The following is a 15,294-nucleotide window of genomic DNA, read 5'->3' as shown; positions in this document are numbered from 1 at the left end:
CTCGGCTAGTGTCGTGGGCCGTCGGGCCTGCTGCCGGGACCATCCGGGCGACCGTCGGGTCGGCCGTCGCCGCCGCGCTTGCGCAGGTACTTCTCAAATTCCTGCGCGATAGCTTCTCCGCTCGCTTCGGGCGAGTCGACGGTGTCGCGGGCCTGCTCAAGCTGGGCGATGTAGGCGGCCATTTCCTCGTCCTCTCCGGCCAGGACGTCGATACCGGTCTCCCAGTCGGCCGCTTCGGTGACGAGCGCCCCGCGGGGGATGACCACGTCGATGACCTCCTCGAGCTTGTCGATCAACGCGAGCATCGCCTTGGGCGAGGGGGCGTTATGCACATAATGGGGGACGGATGCCCAAATCGACAGGGTAGGAATTCCGAGCGTCTCGGCGGCGTCCGACAACACGCTGAGAATACCCACCGGGCCCTCGTAGTTGCTGCGTTCGATCTGTAGCTCGGCGCGAACCTGCGCATTGTCGCTGGAAACGAAGATCGAAATCGGACGGGTGTGCGGAACATCGGCGAGCATCGCTCCGAGGAACACCACGCAACTCACGTCGGCGGCGAGAGCCGAGTCGAGAATCTCTGCGGCAAAACTCTTCCAGCTGCGTGACGGCTCCGTGCCGATCAGAAGGTAGATGTTGCCCGCGTTGGTTCCGCTGACCCGCAACTGGGCATCTTCGGCGAGGGGAACGCTGACGACTCCAGGCGTTTTGGGGCCGTACATGATCGCGCCCGGCCAGCCGAGCGCGCGAACGCCGTCTTCATTCGTCGAAACGTTCGGCCGGTTGAACTGATAGTCGAAGTACAACTCCGGATCGACCTCGGTGATCACCTCGACGTCGAGCAGGTCCTTGAGCGCGCGAACGGCACCCGTCGCGGCCTCTCCGGCATCGTTCCAGCCTTCGAAAGCGACGACCAGAAGGCGACCGCTCAGAAACCCATTACCGTCAGCCACCGTGTCTGTCCTCAATTCCTTCGGCCTCCCACGTGGAGGGCCTCAGTCAAGGATAGGCGGTGGCCCTACACTTGAACCCCGTGAATGTTTTTCCGCTACCGCTGCCCACGCCCCTTTCCCTGCCCGCTGCTGTCCTCTGGGACATGGACGGCACCATCGTCGACACCGAACCGTACTGGATGCGGGCGGAAACTGAACTCGTGGCCGAGTTCGGCGGTGTCTGGACCCACGATGACGGTATGTTGCTCGTCGGATCCGGGCTGTGGAATTCCGCTGCGATCCTGCAAGCGCGAGGCGTGGAACTCTCCCCGGATGCCATCGTGGCCCGCCTCACGGATCGCGTGCAGGAGCAGCTGGCTGAACACGGTATTCCCTGGCGTCCCGGATCACGCGAGCTGCTGCAGGAGTTGAAAGCCGCCGGTGTCCCGACCGCACTCGTGACAATGTCGGTGGAGCGCATGGCCCGCCAGATCATCGACCTCATCGATTTCGTCGCGTTCGACGTTGTCGTCGCCGGCGATATGGTCGCCAACAGCAAGCCGCACCCGGATCCGTACCTGGTCGCTGCCGCGCAACTCGGAGTCGACCCGGCGGAGTGCGTCGCGATCGAGGATTCCCTGCCTGGCGTCGCATCCGCTGTTGCGGCCGGCACCATCACCATCGCCGTTCCGCACCAGATCGACCTTCCGGAGAGCGACTATTACACCCGCTGGTCCACCCTCACCGGGCGCACCCTCGAAGACATTACCGCGCTGTACCACATCTCGACGCGGTCCGATTCGGCCGCTCCCGTTCATCCTCTCGCCCCCACCGGGTCCGCCCGAAACGAAAGTGCACCACTCGCATGAGCAATAACCAGGTCATCCAGAACAGTGGGCTTTTTCGCGTCGGCGACCGGGTGCAACTCACCGGGCCCAAGGGGCGGATGAACACCATCACGCTCCAGGAGGGCCTCACCTTCCACACACACCGCGGCATCCTCGCGCATGACGACATCATCGGGCAGCCAGACGGATCCGTCGTCAGCAACAACGTCGGGGTCGAACATCTTGCCCTGCGACCCCTGCTGGTGGATTTCGTGATGAGCATGCCGCGCGGTGCCGCAATTATCTACCCCAAGGACGCTGCCCAGATCCTCGCGCAGGCGGATATCTTTCCCGGCGCAACCGTCGTCGAGGCCGGCGTCGGTTCGGGGGCGCTGTCACTCTGGCTGCTGCGCGCGATCGGGCCGGCCGGCCGGCTGGCCTCCTTCGAACGGCGCGAAGAATTCGCCGATGTGGCGAGGGACAATATCGCCACCTTCCTCGGATCCGACCCACAGAACTGGACCATCACGCTCGGTGACCTCGCCGAGACGCTGCCCGATACCCTGCCGGCGCACAGCGTCGACCGAGTCGTCCTGGACATGCTGGCTCCGTGGGAATGCCTCGGCGCCGTTTCCGATGCCCTCAAGCCTGGGGGAGTGCTGCTCTGCTACGTCGCCACGGTGACGCAGCTCTCCCGCGTCGCTGAAGCCATCCGCGGCACGGGGTTCTATACCAACCCGGATTCCAACGAAACGATGATTCGAGGCTGGCATGTGGAGGGTCTCGCCGTGCGACCGGATCATCGCATGATCGGCCACACCGGCTTCCTCATCACCGCTCGACGTCTGGCCCCCGACACGATCCTGCCGGAACTGAAACGACGCCCCTCCAAGACAGACTTCAGCGACGCGGATGTCGAGGCCTGGACTCCCGGAGCGCTCGGCGAACGCAACGTGAGCGCGAAAGTCATGCGTAAACGCGTGCGCGCCGCCGGCACGAGCGCCGAGCTTTCCAAGGCTCGAGACCTCGACGCCGGTTAGGATGGACCCCGGCCCTTTTGGTTGTAGTGCGCCGAAGCCGCAGCCATCATGCGCCCGCAGCACCCCTACCACCCCTCACACCAGCGCAGCAGACCCATGTTGCAGCAACCCCGTACCGAAAGAAGGACTTGTGCGCAAAGCATCCGCGCTGATCATCACCGCCGGCCTCGTGATGACGGCACTGACGGCGTGCGCCAGCCCTGGCAGCGCCCAGGCCTCCTGCGACGCGGGGGCCGCGTCGGGCCCGGCCTCGAAGCTGGTCACGGTGACGGGGAATCTCGGTTCTGCTCCGGCGGTCAGCTTTCCGACGCCGCTGAAGTCATCCACCACTCAGCGCAGTGAGATCATTGCGGGCTCCGGGCAACGGGTGCTTCCCGGGCAGATGGTCTCGGTCGAATTGAACCTGTACAACGGCACAACCGGCGCTGCTCTCCAGTTGGGAGCTTTCGACGGCAGCACCGCCCTACCACTCGCTCTGGGCGATACCACCATTGCCGGACTTGTCGATGGTTTGGTCTGCACCCGGGTGGGCGAGCGCGTTGCGGTCGTCATGGCACCGGAGGACGGCCTCGGTGTCAACGATCAGCTCCAAATCGGCGCGACGGATTCTCTCGTTCTCGTCGTTGACATCGTCAAGGCTTTCCTGCCGCGGGCCGACGGAGAAGAGCAGGCCGTCGCTAACGGTCTTCCTGCCGTGGTGCTGGATGCCGACGGCACACCCGGCATCGTGCTTCCGTCCGGTGATATGCCGACGGGTCTGGAAGTGGGTCTCCTCAAGAAAGGCGCTGGCGAGAAGGTTCCGGCTGACTCTACGGTCGTGATTCACTACACCGGCCTGTTGTGGGCGGGAGACACGGTCTTCGAGTCCACCTGGGCGACCCGAAGTCCCCGCGTGGCAGCACTGGGTGACCTGCCGGAGGGCCTGGCGACCGCGCTCACCGGTCAGACCGTCGGCTCCCAGCTCGTCGTCGTTGTTCCGCCTGACCTGGGCTTTGGCCCGGAAACGCAGGACAAGGTTCCCGGTGGTTCAACCCTGGTCTACGCAGTGGACATCCTGGGCATCGACTGATTGTCGAAACTCAGCGCGTTGATGGGCGTGATCTCCATGCGCCTGTGATCCCGCTCGTGCAGTGTTGTTAGGAAGATAGGATCGCACCGTGACTCCGACGCCCCCTCACTCAGATTCAACCGAGCGAACCGAACTCAAACCGCTGGCGGTCGCGGCTCCGGAGCGGCTGTTCAGCCTGGTTCTGGCGCTCGTGGCAACGGAATCGGGGCTGACCAAATCCGACATCCTGGCCAACGTGCAGGGGTACCGCCAGCGGTACGTTTCCGGCGGCTCCAACGAGAGTCTGGAACGCCAGTTTGAGCGGGATAAAGACGACATCCGCGAGTTGGGTATTCCGCTGGAAACTATCGAGCCGCCGGACGATCCCGGCAGCAATCACTTCCTGCGCTATCGAATCCCCAAAGGTCTCTACGACCTGCCGGCCGACGTGACCTTCACGCCCGACGAGGTGTCCCTGCTCAAACTCGCCGGCACCGTCTGGCGGGAAGGATCGTTGTCGGGGGAATCACGACGCGCGCTGATGAAATTGAATTCTCTCGGTGTCGAATCGAGCGAACCGGTCCTCGGTTACGCACCCCTGGTGCGCACGAGGGACCAGAGCTTTGAACCTCTCGCCAAGGCGATGGACCGCGCGCAGGTCGTGGCCTTCCTCTACCTCAAGCCGGGGCAGACCAAACCGGCACGTCGGGTGGTAGCTCCGCGCGCAATCGTGCAGCATGACGGCCGCTGGCACCTGTACGCCACAGATGAGGCCGTTCACGCACCGCGAACATTCCTCCTGGCGCGCATCGTCGGCGCCGTGGCGGTCGTTCCCCACGCGATTCCTGCTCCGTTCAGTGACGGCGAGTCTGACGACGCGGCCAGACGCGCGGCCGACGGGACGACGGACAGCGCCCGCGCTCTCGCCGAGCTCGACGCCCTGTGGGCCAGCAACACTGCCCGAGTTGTCGTGCTGCCAGGCTCCGACGCCGCCGTGCGCCTCGGTGCCAGGCACACGACAACCAACCCGCCGGCCGACGAGTCGACTGGGCTTGAGCGCACACTGCACTTCACCGACCTGAACATCCTCGCCGACGAGTTGGCCGGATTCGGCCCCGAAGTGTTCGTCGACACTCCTCGCGCCTTACGCACCGCCGTGCGAAATCGACTCGTCGCGGCTCGGGACGCTCATGCCAGTCGGCTGCCGGCCGCCTTGTCCGGGCGCACGCCGCGACGTCGAACGCCACCGCTGCTCGCGGCTACGGGCAGACCGGCCGCCCAGCCGCGGGTGGCCGGTGACCAACTCACCCTCCTGCTGTCCCTCGTCCCGTACCTCATCGATCAGGGACGCGTCACCGTCTCCGAGGTAGCCGAGCACTTCGGACTTACACCGGAGCGGGTTCGTGGCCTGGTCAGCCTGATTGCCCTGTCTGGTATCCCCGGGGAAACGCACCAGTACCTGCACGGCGACCTGTTCGACATTCTCTGGGACGAATTCGAGAACAACGATCGGATCGTACTCACCCACCAGGTCGCCATCGACGATTCACCACGATTCTCGGCCCGCGAGGCCGCAGCGCTCATTGCCGGACTGCAGTATCTGTCCGCGCTTCCCCACAATACCGACACCGACGCCATCGCGTCACTGATGGCCAAGTTGACTCGCGGCGCATCGGCGCCGCCCACGCAGGTCGCCGTCGCTCAGCGGGATGCCGGTACCACCCGCGATATCGTGCAGACGTCTTTGAGCACCGGGATGCAGGTCGAGTTCGACTATCTCAATGCTCGCGGCGGCCAGGAACACAGACTTGTGGACCCGTTGCGCATTGAATCCGTCGACAGCGACTGGTATCTTCGCGGTTGGTGTCACCTCCGGGAAGCCGTGCGCACGTTCCGGCTGGACCGGATGAGCAGCCCACGAGTCACCGCCGCGCCGCGCAGCACGCACCCGGCCGACCTGCTCCTGCCCGACACCCTGTTCCAGGCGTCAGCCGAAGACATCGACGTCCGACTCGAGCTCGCGACCGCGGCCCTGCCGCTGCTGGCTGATTACCATCCCGAACGGTCCGAACCCATCGGCTCGGGAGCCCGCACCCGCACCACCCTGCGCGTCGCTCACGCTCATGCGTTGAAACGCCTCGTCACCGGCCTGGCCGGAATCGTAACCGTTCTCGAACCGGCCGAATCGCGGGCTGTAGTCGCCGACTGGGCCGCGGCCGGACTCGCGCAATATTCCGGTAACGAGTCAACGTCGGAAGAGGGCTAGCGGATGCCCTGGTGGTCCTGGCTGCTCATCTGGTGCATGTTGGCGCTCGGCCTGCTGGCTGTGCTCAGCTGGTTCACCGTGGCGCTGTACCGTCAGGTCCGTGGGACTCTGCGGGCTCTGGAATCTTTGAGCGATCAGGTCTCCGCAATCGACCGTGATCTGTCGTCCGCCACGCCTCCCTTCGCTGCCGCCGCGTTCGCGGATGCGACAGTGCTGCTGCACGATGTCGAGCAGCAGCGAGTGGAACGCACCCACCGACGCCAGCTGCGTCGCGATGCGCTGATCGTGCGGGGTAAACTGATGCGAAACGCCCGCTAACCGCCACGCCCGCTGATCCAGAGGACATACCCTCATGCTGCAAAACCTGACCGGATGGCATTTCCTGATCATCCTCGTCGTCGTACTGCTCCTCTTCGGTGCTCCCAAGCTTCCCGGACTCGCGCGAAGCCTGGGGCAGTCGATGAAGATCTTCAAGAGCGAGATCAAGAGCGATTCTGTCGATCCTGATCCCAACGCTGCGGCCCAGTCCGCGGGGAATGACGCATCGAAGACGTCCGGCCCGACGGCGGCCGGCCCAGCCGATCCCGCCGTCAAGCCCTAGCACCGTGGCGGTCCGCGCCCGACGAAGTGCGACCGAAGCGGGAAAGATGTCGCTGGGCCAGCATCTGATCGAACTGCGCAAGCGCCTCTATCTGGCTGCGGCCGGTCTCCTCATCGGTGCCATCGCTGGTTGGTTCCTTTCCGATTTCGTTTGGGATCAGCTGCGCGAACCGATTTATGCCATCATCAATGCGCAACATCGTAACGCCCAGATCAACTACCCCGACATCACGAGTGCTTTCGACCTCAAACTGAAGATCTCGCTCTATGTCGGGCTCATCGTTTCGAGCCCGGTGTGGCTCTACCAGGTCTTCGCCTTCCTCGTTCCCGGGCTCACCCGCACCGAGAAGAAATACACCTTCGGATTCCTGTTCACGGCCATTCCCTTGTTTCTGGCCGGCTGCGCAGCGGGGTGGATCGTACTGCCGCACGTGGTCGAGCTCATGACGAGCTTCGCCCCCACCGAGGATTCGGCGTTCATCAACGCGCAGGGATACTTTGACTTCGTGCTCAAGCTCGTCGTAGCGATCGGAATTGCGTTCGTGCTGCCGGTCTTCATCGTGCTTCTCAACTTCGCCGGCGTCATCAGTGCCACGTCGATCATCAAATCTTGGCGGATCGCCATATTGGTCATCGTGCTCTTCACGGCGATCGCCACCCCGGCCGCCGACGTCGTGTCGATGTTCCTGCTGGCCATTCCCATGGTCATGTTGTACTTTGCCGCCTATGGCATCGCCTGGCTGCACGATCGGCGCGTGGCCAGGAAAGTGCTCGCGTTCGAAAAAGAACTCGCGCTCTAGCGCTAAGACCTGGATGTAGCAATTGTTAAGGACCACGTGACGCACACGCAATCGCCGGCCGAACGGTACGCGGCCGCACGCACCCGGGCCGGCCAGCCAATGCTGCAGGACTTCGAGGGCGGCCTCAAATTCGACCTCGATCCGTTTCAGCGCGAGGCCTGCGCCTGTCTGGAGGCCGGCAATAGTGTGCTTGTGGCAGCACCGACCGGAGCCGGCAAAACGATCGTGGCCGAGTTCGCGATCTACTTGGCGATGCGACAGTCCCGTGCGAAAGTTTTCTATACCGCGCCCATGAAGGCGCTCAGCAATCAGAAGTTCCAGGAATTCGTTGCCGAGTACGGCGCAGACCAGGTGGGGTTGCTTACCGGTGACAGCAACGTCAATCCGGGAGCACGCATCGTGGTCATGACGACCGAGGTGCTCCGGAACATGCTCTATGCCGACTCCGATCTGCTGACGAACCTCGCCTTCGTGGTGATGGACGAGGTGCACTATCTCGCGGACCGTTTTCGAGGAGCTGTGTGGGAGGAAGTGATCATCCATCTTCCCCAGCCGGTGCGCATGGTCTCGCTCAGCGCGACGGTGTCGAATGCGGAAGAATTCGGAGACTGGTTGCAGGCCGTGCGCGGCGAGACCGACGTGATCGTGTCTGAGGAGCGGCCGGTCCCGCTCGAACAACACGTGCTCGTCAAGAACAATATGCTCGACCTGTTTGATTCCACCGGCCTGATCGGCACCCATCGGGTGAACCCCGAACTCGTTCGTCTGGCCCACGCCGGGGGGCGCTCGGCTGGCGGGCGCGGCCGAGGTTCCGGCCGCCAGGGCGGCGCCTCCGGGGGCTACCGGGGGCATGACAAGCAGCGCCCGCAGTTCGACGCCGGTCGGATGGATCGTGGCGATATCGTGCGCATGCTCGACGGCAAGCATTTGCTGCCGGCCATCTTCTTCATCTTCAGCCGGGTCGGCTGCGACCAGGCCGTGCGGCAGGTTCTCCGCTCCGGGGTGCGTTTGACGCAGGAACACGAGCGCGAAGAAATTCGCCAGATCGTCGACGATCGGTGCCGTACCCTGCTCGACGAAGACCTCGGCGTGCTCGGCTACTTCGAGTGGCTGGACGGGCTCGAACGCGGTGTCGCCGCCCACCACGCCGGCCTGCTGCCGGCGTTCAAGGAAGTCGTGGAGGAGCTGTTCCAGAAGAAGCTCGTCAAGGCGGTGTTCGCGACGGAAACGCTTGCGCTCGGCATCAATATGCCGGCCCGCACGGTCGTCCTGGACAAACTCGAGAAGTTCAACGGTGAGGCTCGGGTTCCGATCACGCCGGGGGAATATACGCAGCTGACCGGTCGGGCCGGTCGCCGCGGCATCGACACTCTCGGCCACTCGGTCATCCAGTGGGCGCAGGGACTCGACCCCCAGGCCGTTGCCTCGCTCGCCTCCCGGCGCACCTATCCGCTGAATTCGAGCTTCAAGCCGACCTACAACATGGCCGTCAATCTCATCGACCAGTTCGGTGTCGTGCGCACCCGCGGAGTGCTGGAATCGTCGTTCGCGCAGTTCCAGGCCGATCGCGCCGTCGTCGACCTGGCCCGCTCGGTGCGCCAGCAAGAAGAGTCCCTGGCCGGATTCAAGACCAGCATGACCTGCCACCTGGGCAATTTCGAGGACTACTCGTCGATTCGTCGCCGTCTGACCGAGGTGGAACGCGAAGGCACCAAGGCCGATAATTCCCTACGCGGTGAGCGGGACAAGCGTCAGCGTGAAGTGACCAGCCTGCGCAAGCAAATGCGCGCACACGGCTGCCACCACTGCCCAGACCGGGAGGCGCACTCCCGGTGGGCGGAACGATGGTTCAAACTCAAGCGGCAAAAGGATGCCCTCAACCAGCAAATCTCGCAGCGCACCGGAGCCATCGCCCGCGTTTTCGACCGGGTGTCCGATGTTCTCCTCGGCTACGGTTATCTCGAATCCGATGCGAGCGGCGCCATCGCGCTCAGCGAGAGCGGACGCATCCTGCGCCGCATCTACGCGGAACGGGATCTGCTCGTTGCCGAGTCCCTGCGCCGGGGCCTGTGGAACGAACTCGATGCCGCGAGCCTCGCAGCGATGGCCTGTGCGCTCGTCTTCGAGCCGCGCCGGGAAGAGGGACTCATCGATGCCCGCTTCCTGCCCAAGGGTGCTTTCCGCCCCGCCCTCGACGAGACGCAAGACCTCTGGAGCCGCATCGACGACCTCGAACGCGACCACAAACTGCCCGGCAGCAATCCGCTCGCGGTCGGCCTCAGCCTCGCCATGTGGAAATGGGCCCGCGGCGCGTCACTGAGCGACGTGCTCTACGAAGCGGAGATGGCCGCCGGCGATTTCGTGCGCTGGACCAAACAAACCATCGACCTGCTCGATCAACTGTCCATCGCCGGCGACGCACAGGTCGGGTCGACCGCCCGGGCGGCCATGGACGCGATCCGTCGCGGCATCGTCGCGTACTCCTCGGTGGCCTGAACCGGCCATGGGGGGGAGTGAGCGTGCGTTCAGCCTGCCGTTGTGGGCATCCGTTCTCGTCGCCGCGGGCGCCGGAGCGATTCTCGATGCCGGTTTCCCCGATCGCGACTGGTGGTTTCTCGCGCCCGTGGGCGTCGCTCTCATGCTCCTGGCCCTGCTCGGACGCAGCCTGGGCACCGGGCTGCTCGTGGGGCTGGTCGCCGGATTGTCGTTCTGGCTGATCCACATCTTCTGGATCACCCTGTATCTCGGTCTCGTGCCGTGGTTTGCGCTCGGCGGGCTGCAGAGCCTGTTCTTCGCCGCCGGACTCGGCTTCACCGCCGTCGTGCTGCGGCACGGTCCGCGAGTCTGGCCGAGCAGCTGGGGCCGTCTCGGTCTCCTGCCTGTCATTGTCGCCGGTCTGTGGACGGCGCGTGAAGCCATCAGCGCGGTCTGGCCCTATGGTGGTTTTGCCTGGGGCCGAGTCGCGCTGTCGCAGTCGGAGAGCCCGTTCGGACCACTCGTCGCCTGGGTCGGCCTGTCCGGCCTGAGCTTCATCGTGGTCTGGCTGAGCGCCCTCGCCGTGCAGCTGTGCCGCGAGCCCGACCTGGCACGCACCCTGCGCGCCGGCATTGGCGTCGGAGCCGTCGCGCTCGTCCTCGCCATCCCGGCCTGGCCGACCATCCAGAGCGGAACGATCCGCCTGGCCGCAGTGCAGGGCAACGCGGATGCCGGGCTGTTCGCCGAGTATGCCCCCGGCCAGATTCTGCAGGACCACACCTCAGCCACCCTGCCGCTGCTCGGCGAGACGGTCGATTTCGTCGTGTGGCCGGAGAACGCGAGCGACATCGACCCCACCCGGTCGGCAGCCGCGGCGCAGGTACTCGACTACATCAGCACCGAAATGGATGCCCCGCTCATCACCGGCACCATCACCCGGCCCGGAGACACCTATTTCAACAGCTCGCTGCTCTGGAAGGCCGATCGGGGAGCCGTCGACGTCTACGACAAGATTCATCCGGTACCGTTCGCGGAATACATGCCGGATCGGGCCTTCTGGCGACCATTCGCCCCGGACCTGATCGACCTCATCGGCCGCGACTACGGCATCGGCACCCGCGACAACATCTTCGACATCGATGGGGTGCTGGCTGGCATCGCGATCTGCTTCGACATCGCCGACGATCAGCTCGTGCGCGAGATGATCGACGGAAACGCTCAGATCATCCTCGCGCAGACCAACAACGCCGATTTCGGCCGCACCGACGAGAGCGTGCAGCAACTCGCCATCGCCCGGTTGCGCGCGCTGGAAACTTCACGCACGGTGGTGAACATCTCCACCGTCGGGTCGAGCGCCATCATCACTCCCGACGGACAGACGCTGGACAGCTTGCCGACCTTCACGGCGGGCGCCATGGTGCAAACGGTGCCGCTCAGTGACGCCGTCACGCCGGCGATGCTGGCCGGCCGCGGCGTGGAATGGCTCGTGTCGGGGCTGGGCCTCGCCGGTCTGGCGCTCTGTATCGGTGCCGCTCGGCGTCCACGACGCCGCTAGCCCACCCCGGATATCGAACCGCCTGGTGAACCAACAGCCTGACTAGCCAACTTCCTGATTAACCGACGACGACCCCGCCACCAGGTGCGGAGTCGTGCGGGGTGCAACCGGCGGTCAGGCGCCGATCTTCTGCTGGCCACCACGGCGCAGACGCAACACGGAGAGGCGCTCTTCGAGCAACTCTTCGAGTTCGTCCCTGGTGCGACGTTCCAGCAGCATGTCCCAGTGGGTCCGAGGGATCTTCTCGTCCGAGTGGTCAACGATCACCGGCAGGGAGTCAACGAGCCGGGTCGCCGTCCGTGCACAGTACTTGCATTCCCATTCGTCCGGAGCCTCGGCTTCGGCCGAAAAAATCATAACCGTCTCCCGCCCACACGTTTCACACCGGTAGGTGTGCGGTAATCGGGGGGAGAAGGTGACGCCTTCTTCGCTCTGTAGGCTTTGTGCGCCTAATCTCATGCCACGCAAACTGCGGTCAGCCATAGTGTGGTCTCCTCTCGCTCGCAATCACAGGTTCGATCACGACGCTTTCACAGTTGTAAACCATCAAGCTGGGTATTAACCTTCCCAGACCCCCCATTCTGGGAGGTAATTCTCAGGTTCGGCGAGTAATGGCGTTCACAGCAAGATCCGTGCGGTCAGTGACCAGTCCATCGACACCGAGGTCGAGGAGTCGAATCATGTCGAGGGGGTCGTTGATAATCCACACGTGCACCTCAACGCTTGCTCTGTGCATCATCGCCACGAACCGGGGCGTGACGATTCGAAGAGCGCCGGCTCGTTCGGGAACCTGCACGGCGACACAACCCTCGAGGGCGCGGCGGACCAGGGTGGTAAGCCCCAGGTTCGCCGCCGCCACGGCCCGGGCCACGAGCGGCGCGGAAGCCGATGAGACCACACCGGGCAGCAGACTGACCACGTGTCGGCGGCGTCGTTCGTTGAACGAGGTCACGAGGACCCGAGCGGTGGCTCGCTGGTCCCTGATCGCCCGGGCGGTCGGTTCGGCGGCGGCATCCGTCTTGATATCGATATTGAACAATGCTGTCGGAAACGCCTCGAGCGCATCCGCCAGGGACGTGAAACCCTGCCCGTAGCCCAGATCGATGTGTCTCAACTCGGCCATGGTGAGCTGGTCAATGCGCACGTCCCGCCCCAGGGTCGCCAGATCGGGATCGTGGCTGATGACCGCCACACCGTCAAGGGACACCTGAACATCGGTCTCGAGGTGGGTCGCCCCGCCGGCGAGGGCCTTTACGAAGGCGAGCAGGGTATTTTCCGGCGCTTCCTGCGCCAGGCCGCGGTGGGCGAATACCCGGGGCGACGGTGCGGTCAAGAACTCCGACGGTGCGCTGTCGACCACCACCTAGACCTGGGGTGAAGCGGATGCTGCCGGTGCGGCCGCGCCGGACGGCGCAGCCCCGGGGGACTGGGCCGCATTCGCACCGAACGCACTGCCGATGCCCTTCATCGCTTCGGTTAATTCACTCGGCACGATCCAGAGCTTGTTGGCGCTGCCCTCGGCAAGTTTGGGCAGCGTGAGCAGGTACTGGTAGGCGAGGAGCTTCGGGTCGGGATCTCCGTCGTGAATGGCTTTGAACACCGTGGTGATGGCTTCGGCCTCGCCCTGCGCGCGCAGAACGGCCGCTTTGGCATCACCCTCGGCTTCGAGGATCGCCGCCTGGCGTGCTCCCTCAGCGGTGAGGATGGCTGATTGCTTGGTGCCCTCAGCAGTGAGGATGAGCGCGCGACGGTCACGTTCGGCCCGCATCTGCTTTTCCATCGAATCCTGGATGGAGTGGGGTGGTTCGATGGCCTTGAGCTCGACTCTGCCCACGCGAATGCCCCATTTGCCGGTGGCTTCGTCGAGGACGATGCGCAATTGGCTGTTGATGTTGTCGCGGCTGGTCAGCGCCTCCTCGAGGTTCAGGCCGCCGACCACGTTGCGGAGGGTCGTCGTGGTGAGCTGTTCGACCGCACCGAGATAATTATTGATCTCGTAGGTGGCGGCGCGGGCATCCGTCACTTGAAAATAGACCACGGTGTCGATGGAGACGACGAGGTTGTCCTCGGTGATCACTGGCTGCGGGGGGAAGGAAACGACCTGCTCACGAATGTCCAGGAGCGGCCGCACCCGGTCGACGAACGGCACGAGCAGGTTGAGGCCGGGGAGCAGGGTCTTGTGGTACTTGCCGAGGCGTTCCACCACACCGGCGTTGCCTTGCGGGATGATGCGAATGGCGCGCACGAGGATGACGATGACAAACACGGCCAATACGGCGAGCAGGGCGATCACGAAGATCTGCCCGATGAAGGCTGCTGGGTCAAGCATTGTTCTGGGTCCTTTCAGCGGGGATGACGACGGCGGTTGAGCCCTCGATGAGATGCACGGTGACCGGATGGCCAGGCTCGATGCCCGCTCTGGCCATCAGCAGGCGAGCCGTCCAGGTTTCACCATTGGCCAGTTTGACCAGCCCGCCGGTCTCGGTGACGGTCGAGACGACCCGGCCGGTCATCCCGATCAGAGCATCGATATTGCTGAGCGCCGGATCGCCGCCCTTGCGCAGGGCTCGCAACAGAAAGGGCCGGATGGTCAGGAGCAGCAGCACCGACAGGCCAGCGGCAACCACGATCTGCAGCCACCATTCCAGGCCGAGCAGGTTGGCGGCCAGACCCCCGAGGCTGCCGATGGAGATCATCAGGAATGTGAATTCCAGGCTCAACAGTTCGATGGTGATGGCCACCAGAATGAACACGAGCCACAAGATCCAGAGATAGTCGGTCAGGTCGACCATGGGTGACACCTTCCACATTCCGTTTCCCCTCGAAACTAGCAGGTGCCGGGGACAACACGCCGGGGGAGTCGCCGAGGCTTGTTGATAAGGTCGGACGGTAGATGATGGCCGATCAGGTCACACTTCGCCACGGAATATCGATGACTGAATTTAGAGGAGCACCCGTGACCAATCCACTTGCAGCAGGATCACTCGAGGGCAAGCGTGTACTCGTCACCGGCTCGTCTCGCGGTATCGGCGCCGACACGGTCGGCTATTTCGCCGAAGCCGGAGCACGCGTCGTCATCAACTACCGAAACAAGGAGGCGCGCGCGAACAAACTCGCCGACGCCATTCGCGCCGCCGGGGGAGAAGCCATCACGGTCGGCGCCGACCTGACCGATCCGGCTTCGGTCGCCGCGATGTTCGAGACCATCCGGTCCGAATTCGGCGGCCTCGACATTCTCGTTATGAACGCCTCGGGCGGCATGGAAAGCGGTATGGCTGAGGACTATGCCATGACGCTCAACCGTGACGCCCAGGTGAACCTGCTGAACGAGGCCATCCCGCTGCTCGGCGACGACTCGCGAATCGTCTACGTCACGAGCCATCAGGCACACTTCATCAAGACCACCCCCACCATGCCGGAGTACGAGCCGGTCGCCCGCAGCAAGCGCGCCGGCGAGGATGCCCTGCGCGCTGTCATCCCCCAGCTCAAAGACTCCGGTATCGGATTCGTCGTCGTCTCGGGCGACATGATCGAGGGCACCATCACGGCGACTCTCCTCGAACGGTCCAACCCGGGAGCCCTCAGCGCCCGCAAGGAAGCGGCCGGACGACTGTACAACGTCAGCGAGTTCGCTGGGGAGATCGTTTCGGCAGCGGTCGAGCCGGTTCCGGTCGGAAACACCCGCCTCGTTGGCGACACGACCGGTTTCGTCGGCGAGTAGGGTGATCGGCGAGTACCGGGTCTATTAGCC

15 protein-coding genes are annotated in these 15,294 nt (G+C 64.4%); 10 read left to right on the top strand and 5 right to left on the bottom strand.

The genetic code is table 11. From position 1 onward, the window contains the following. Positions 1-5 precede the first annotated feature (5 nt). Positions 6-953, bottom strand: a complete 948-nt coding sequence (locus E3O06_RS02240; RefSeq protein ID WP_134501397.1) for a proteasome assembly chaperone family protein — start codon at positions 951-953, stop codon at positions 6-8. Positions 954-1,033: 80 nt separating this feature from the next. On the opposite strand from E3O06_RS02240, the gene E3O06_RS02235 reads away from it, so the two are divergent. The 9 genes from E3O06_RS02235 to lnt all read left to right on the top strand — a co-directional run bounded on the left by E3O06_RS02235 (position 1,034) and on the right by lnt (position 11,543). Then, positions 1,034-1,801 (top strand): HAD family hydrolase, encoded by a 768-nt coding sequence (locus E3O06_RS02235; protein ID WP_255453581.1) that lies wholly within the window; start codon positions 1,034-1,036, stop codon positions 1,799-1,801. After that, on the top strand, positions 1,798-2,799 hold the full coding sequence (locus tag E3O06_RS02230) for a tRNA (adenine-N1)-methyltransferase (RefSeq protein ID WP_134501396.1): 1,002 nt from the start codon (positions 1,798-1,800) through the stop codon (positions 2,797-2,799). The genes E3O06_RS02235 and E3O06_RS02230 overlap by 4 nt, the downstream gene beginning before the upstream one ends. Positions 2,800-2,929: 130 nt before the next feature. Then, complete coding sequence (locus tag E3O06_RS02225) at positions 2,930-3,868, top strand: FKBP-type peptidyl-prolyl cis-trans isomerase (protein ID WP_166788073.1); 939 nt, start codon at positions 2,930-2,932, stop codon at positions 3,866-3,868. Between the two features lie 88 nt (positions 3,869-3,956). After that, entirely contained in the window at positions 3,957-6,113 is a 2,157-nt protein-coding gene (locus E3O06_RS17855; protein WP_241979817.1) for a helix-turn-helix transcriptional regulator, read from the top strand. A gap of 3 nt (positions 6,114-6,116) precedes the next feature. Continuing rightward, positions 6,117-6,431, top strand: a complete 315-nt coding sequence (locus E3O06_RS02210; protein ID WP_134501394.1) for a hypothetical protein — start codon at positions 6,117-6,119, stop codon at positions 6,429-6,431. Positions 6,432-6,465: 34 nt separating this feature from the next. Continuing rightward, a complete protein-coding gene (gene tatA, locus E3O06_RS18175; RefSeq protein ID WP_134501393.1) occupies positions 6,466-6,714 on the top strand; it encodes a Sec-independent protein translocase subunit TatA in 249 nt (82 codons plus the stop codon). A gap of 46 nt (positions 6,715-6,760) precedes the next feature. Then, a complete protein-coding gene (gene tatC, locus E3O06_RS02200; protein ID WP_134501392.1) occupies positions 6,761-7,513 on the top strand; it encodes a twin-arginine translocase subunit TatC in 753 nt (250 codons plus the stop codon). A gap of 99 nt (positions 7,514-7,612) precedes the next feature. Further along, positions 7,613-10,009 (top strand): DEAD/DEAH box helicase, encoded by a 2,397-nt coding sequence (locus E3O06_RS02195; RefSeq protein WP_134501655.1) that lies wholly within the window; start codon positions 7,613-7,615, stop codon positions 10,007-10,009. Positions 10,010-10,016: 7 nt separating this feature from the next. Continuing rightward, on the top strand, positions 10,017-11,543 hold the full coding sequence (gene lnt, locus E3O06_RS02190; protein ID WP_134501391.1) for an apolipoprotein N-acyltransferase: 1,527 nt from the start codon (positions 10,017-10,019) through the stop codon (positions 11,541-11,543). A 114-nt stretch (positions 11,544-11,657) separates the two neighbouring features. Here the strand turns inward: lnt and E3O06_RS02185 are convergent, their stop codons facing one another. The 4 genes from E3O06_RS02185 to E3O06_RS02170 form a co-directional block, all read right to left on the bottom strand. Further along, on the bottom strand, positions 11,658-12,026 hold the full coding sequence (locus tag E3O06_RS02185; protein ID WP_134501390.1) for an RNA polymerase-binding protein RbpA: 369 nt from the start codon (positions 12,024-12,026) through the stop codon (positions 11,658-11,660). A 112-nt stretch (positions 12,027-12,138) separates the two neighbouring features. After that, the gene (locus tag E3O06_RS02180) at positions 12,139-12,903 is read right to left on the bottom strand and encodes a glycerophosphodiester phosphodiesterase family protein (RefSeq protein WP_241979816.1); all 765 of its coding nucleotides are present in this window, start codon (positions 12,901-12,903) and stop codon (positions 12,139-12,141) included. 3 nt (positions 12,904-12,906) lie between these two features. Next, positions 12,907-13,872 carry an SPFH domain-containing protein gene (locus tag E3O06_RS02175; RefSeq protein WP_134501388.1) on the bottom strand — a complete coding sequence of 322 codons (966 nt, stop codon included), beginning with the start codon at positions 13,870-13,872 and terminating at the stop codon, positions 12,907-12,909. Then, a complete protein-coding gene (locus E3O06_RS02170; RefSeq protein WP_241979815.1) occupies positions 13,865-14,335 on the bottom strand; it encodes an NfeD family protein in 471 nt (156 codons plus the stop codon). The genes E3O06_RS02175 and E3O06_RS02170 overlap by 8 nt, the downstream gene beginning before the upstream one ends. A 164-nt stretch (positions 14,336-14,499) precedes the next feature. On the opposite strand from E3O06_RS02170, the gene E3O06_RS02165 reads away from it, so the two are divergent. Continuing rightward, on the top strand, positions 14,500-15,264 hold the full coding sequence (locus tag E3O06_RS02165; RefSeq protein ID WP_134501386.1) for an SDR family oxidoreductase: 765 nt from the start codon (positions 14,500-14,502) through the stop codon (positions 15,262-15,264). Positions 15,265-15,294: the final 30 nt, after the last annotated feature.

The sequence above is a fragment of the Cryobacterium glaciale genome, assembly GCF_004402535.1.
Lineage (GTDB): Bacteria > Actinomycetota > Actinomycetes > Actinomycetales > Microbacteriaceae > Cryobacterium > Cryobacterium glaciale.
This window is presented reverse-complemented; position numbering and strand designations above follow the sequence as displayed.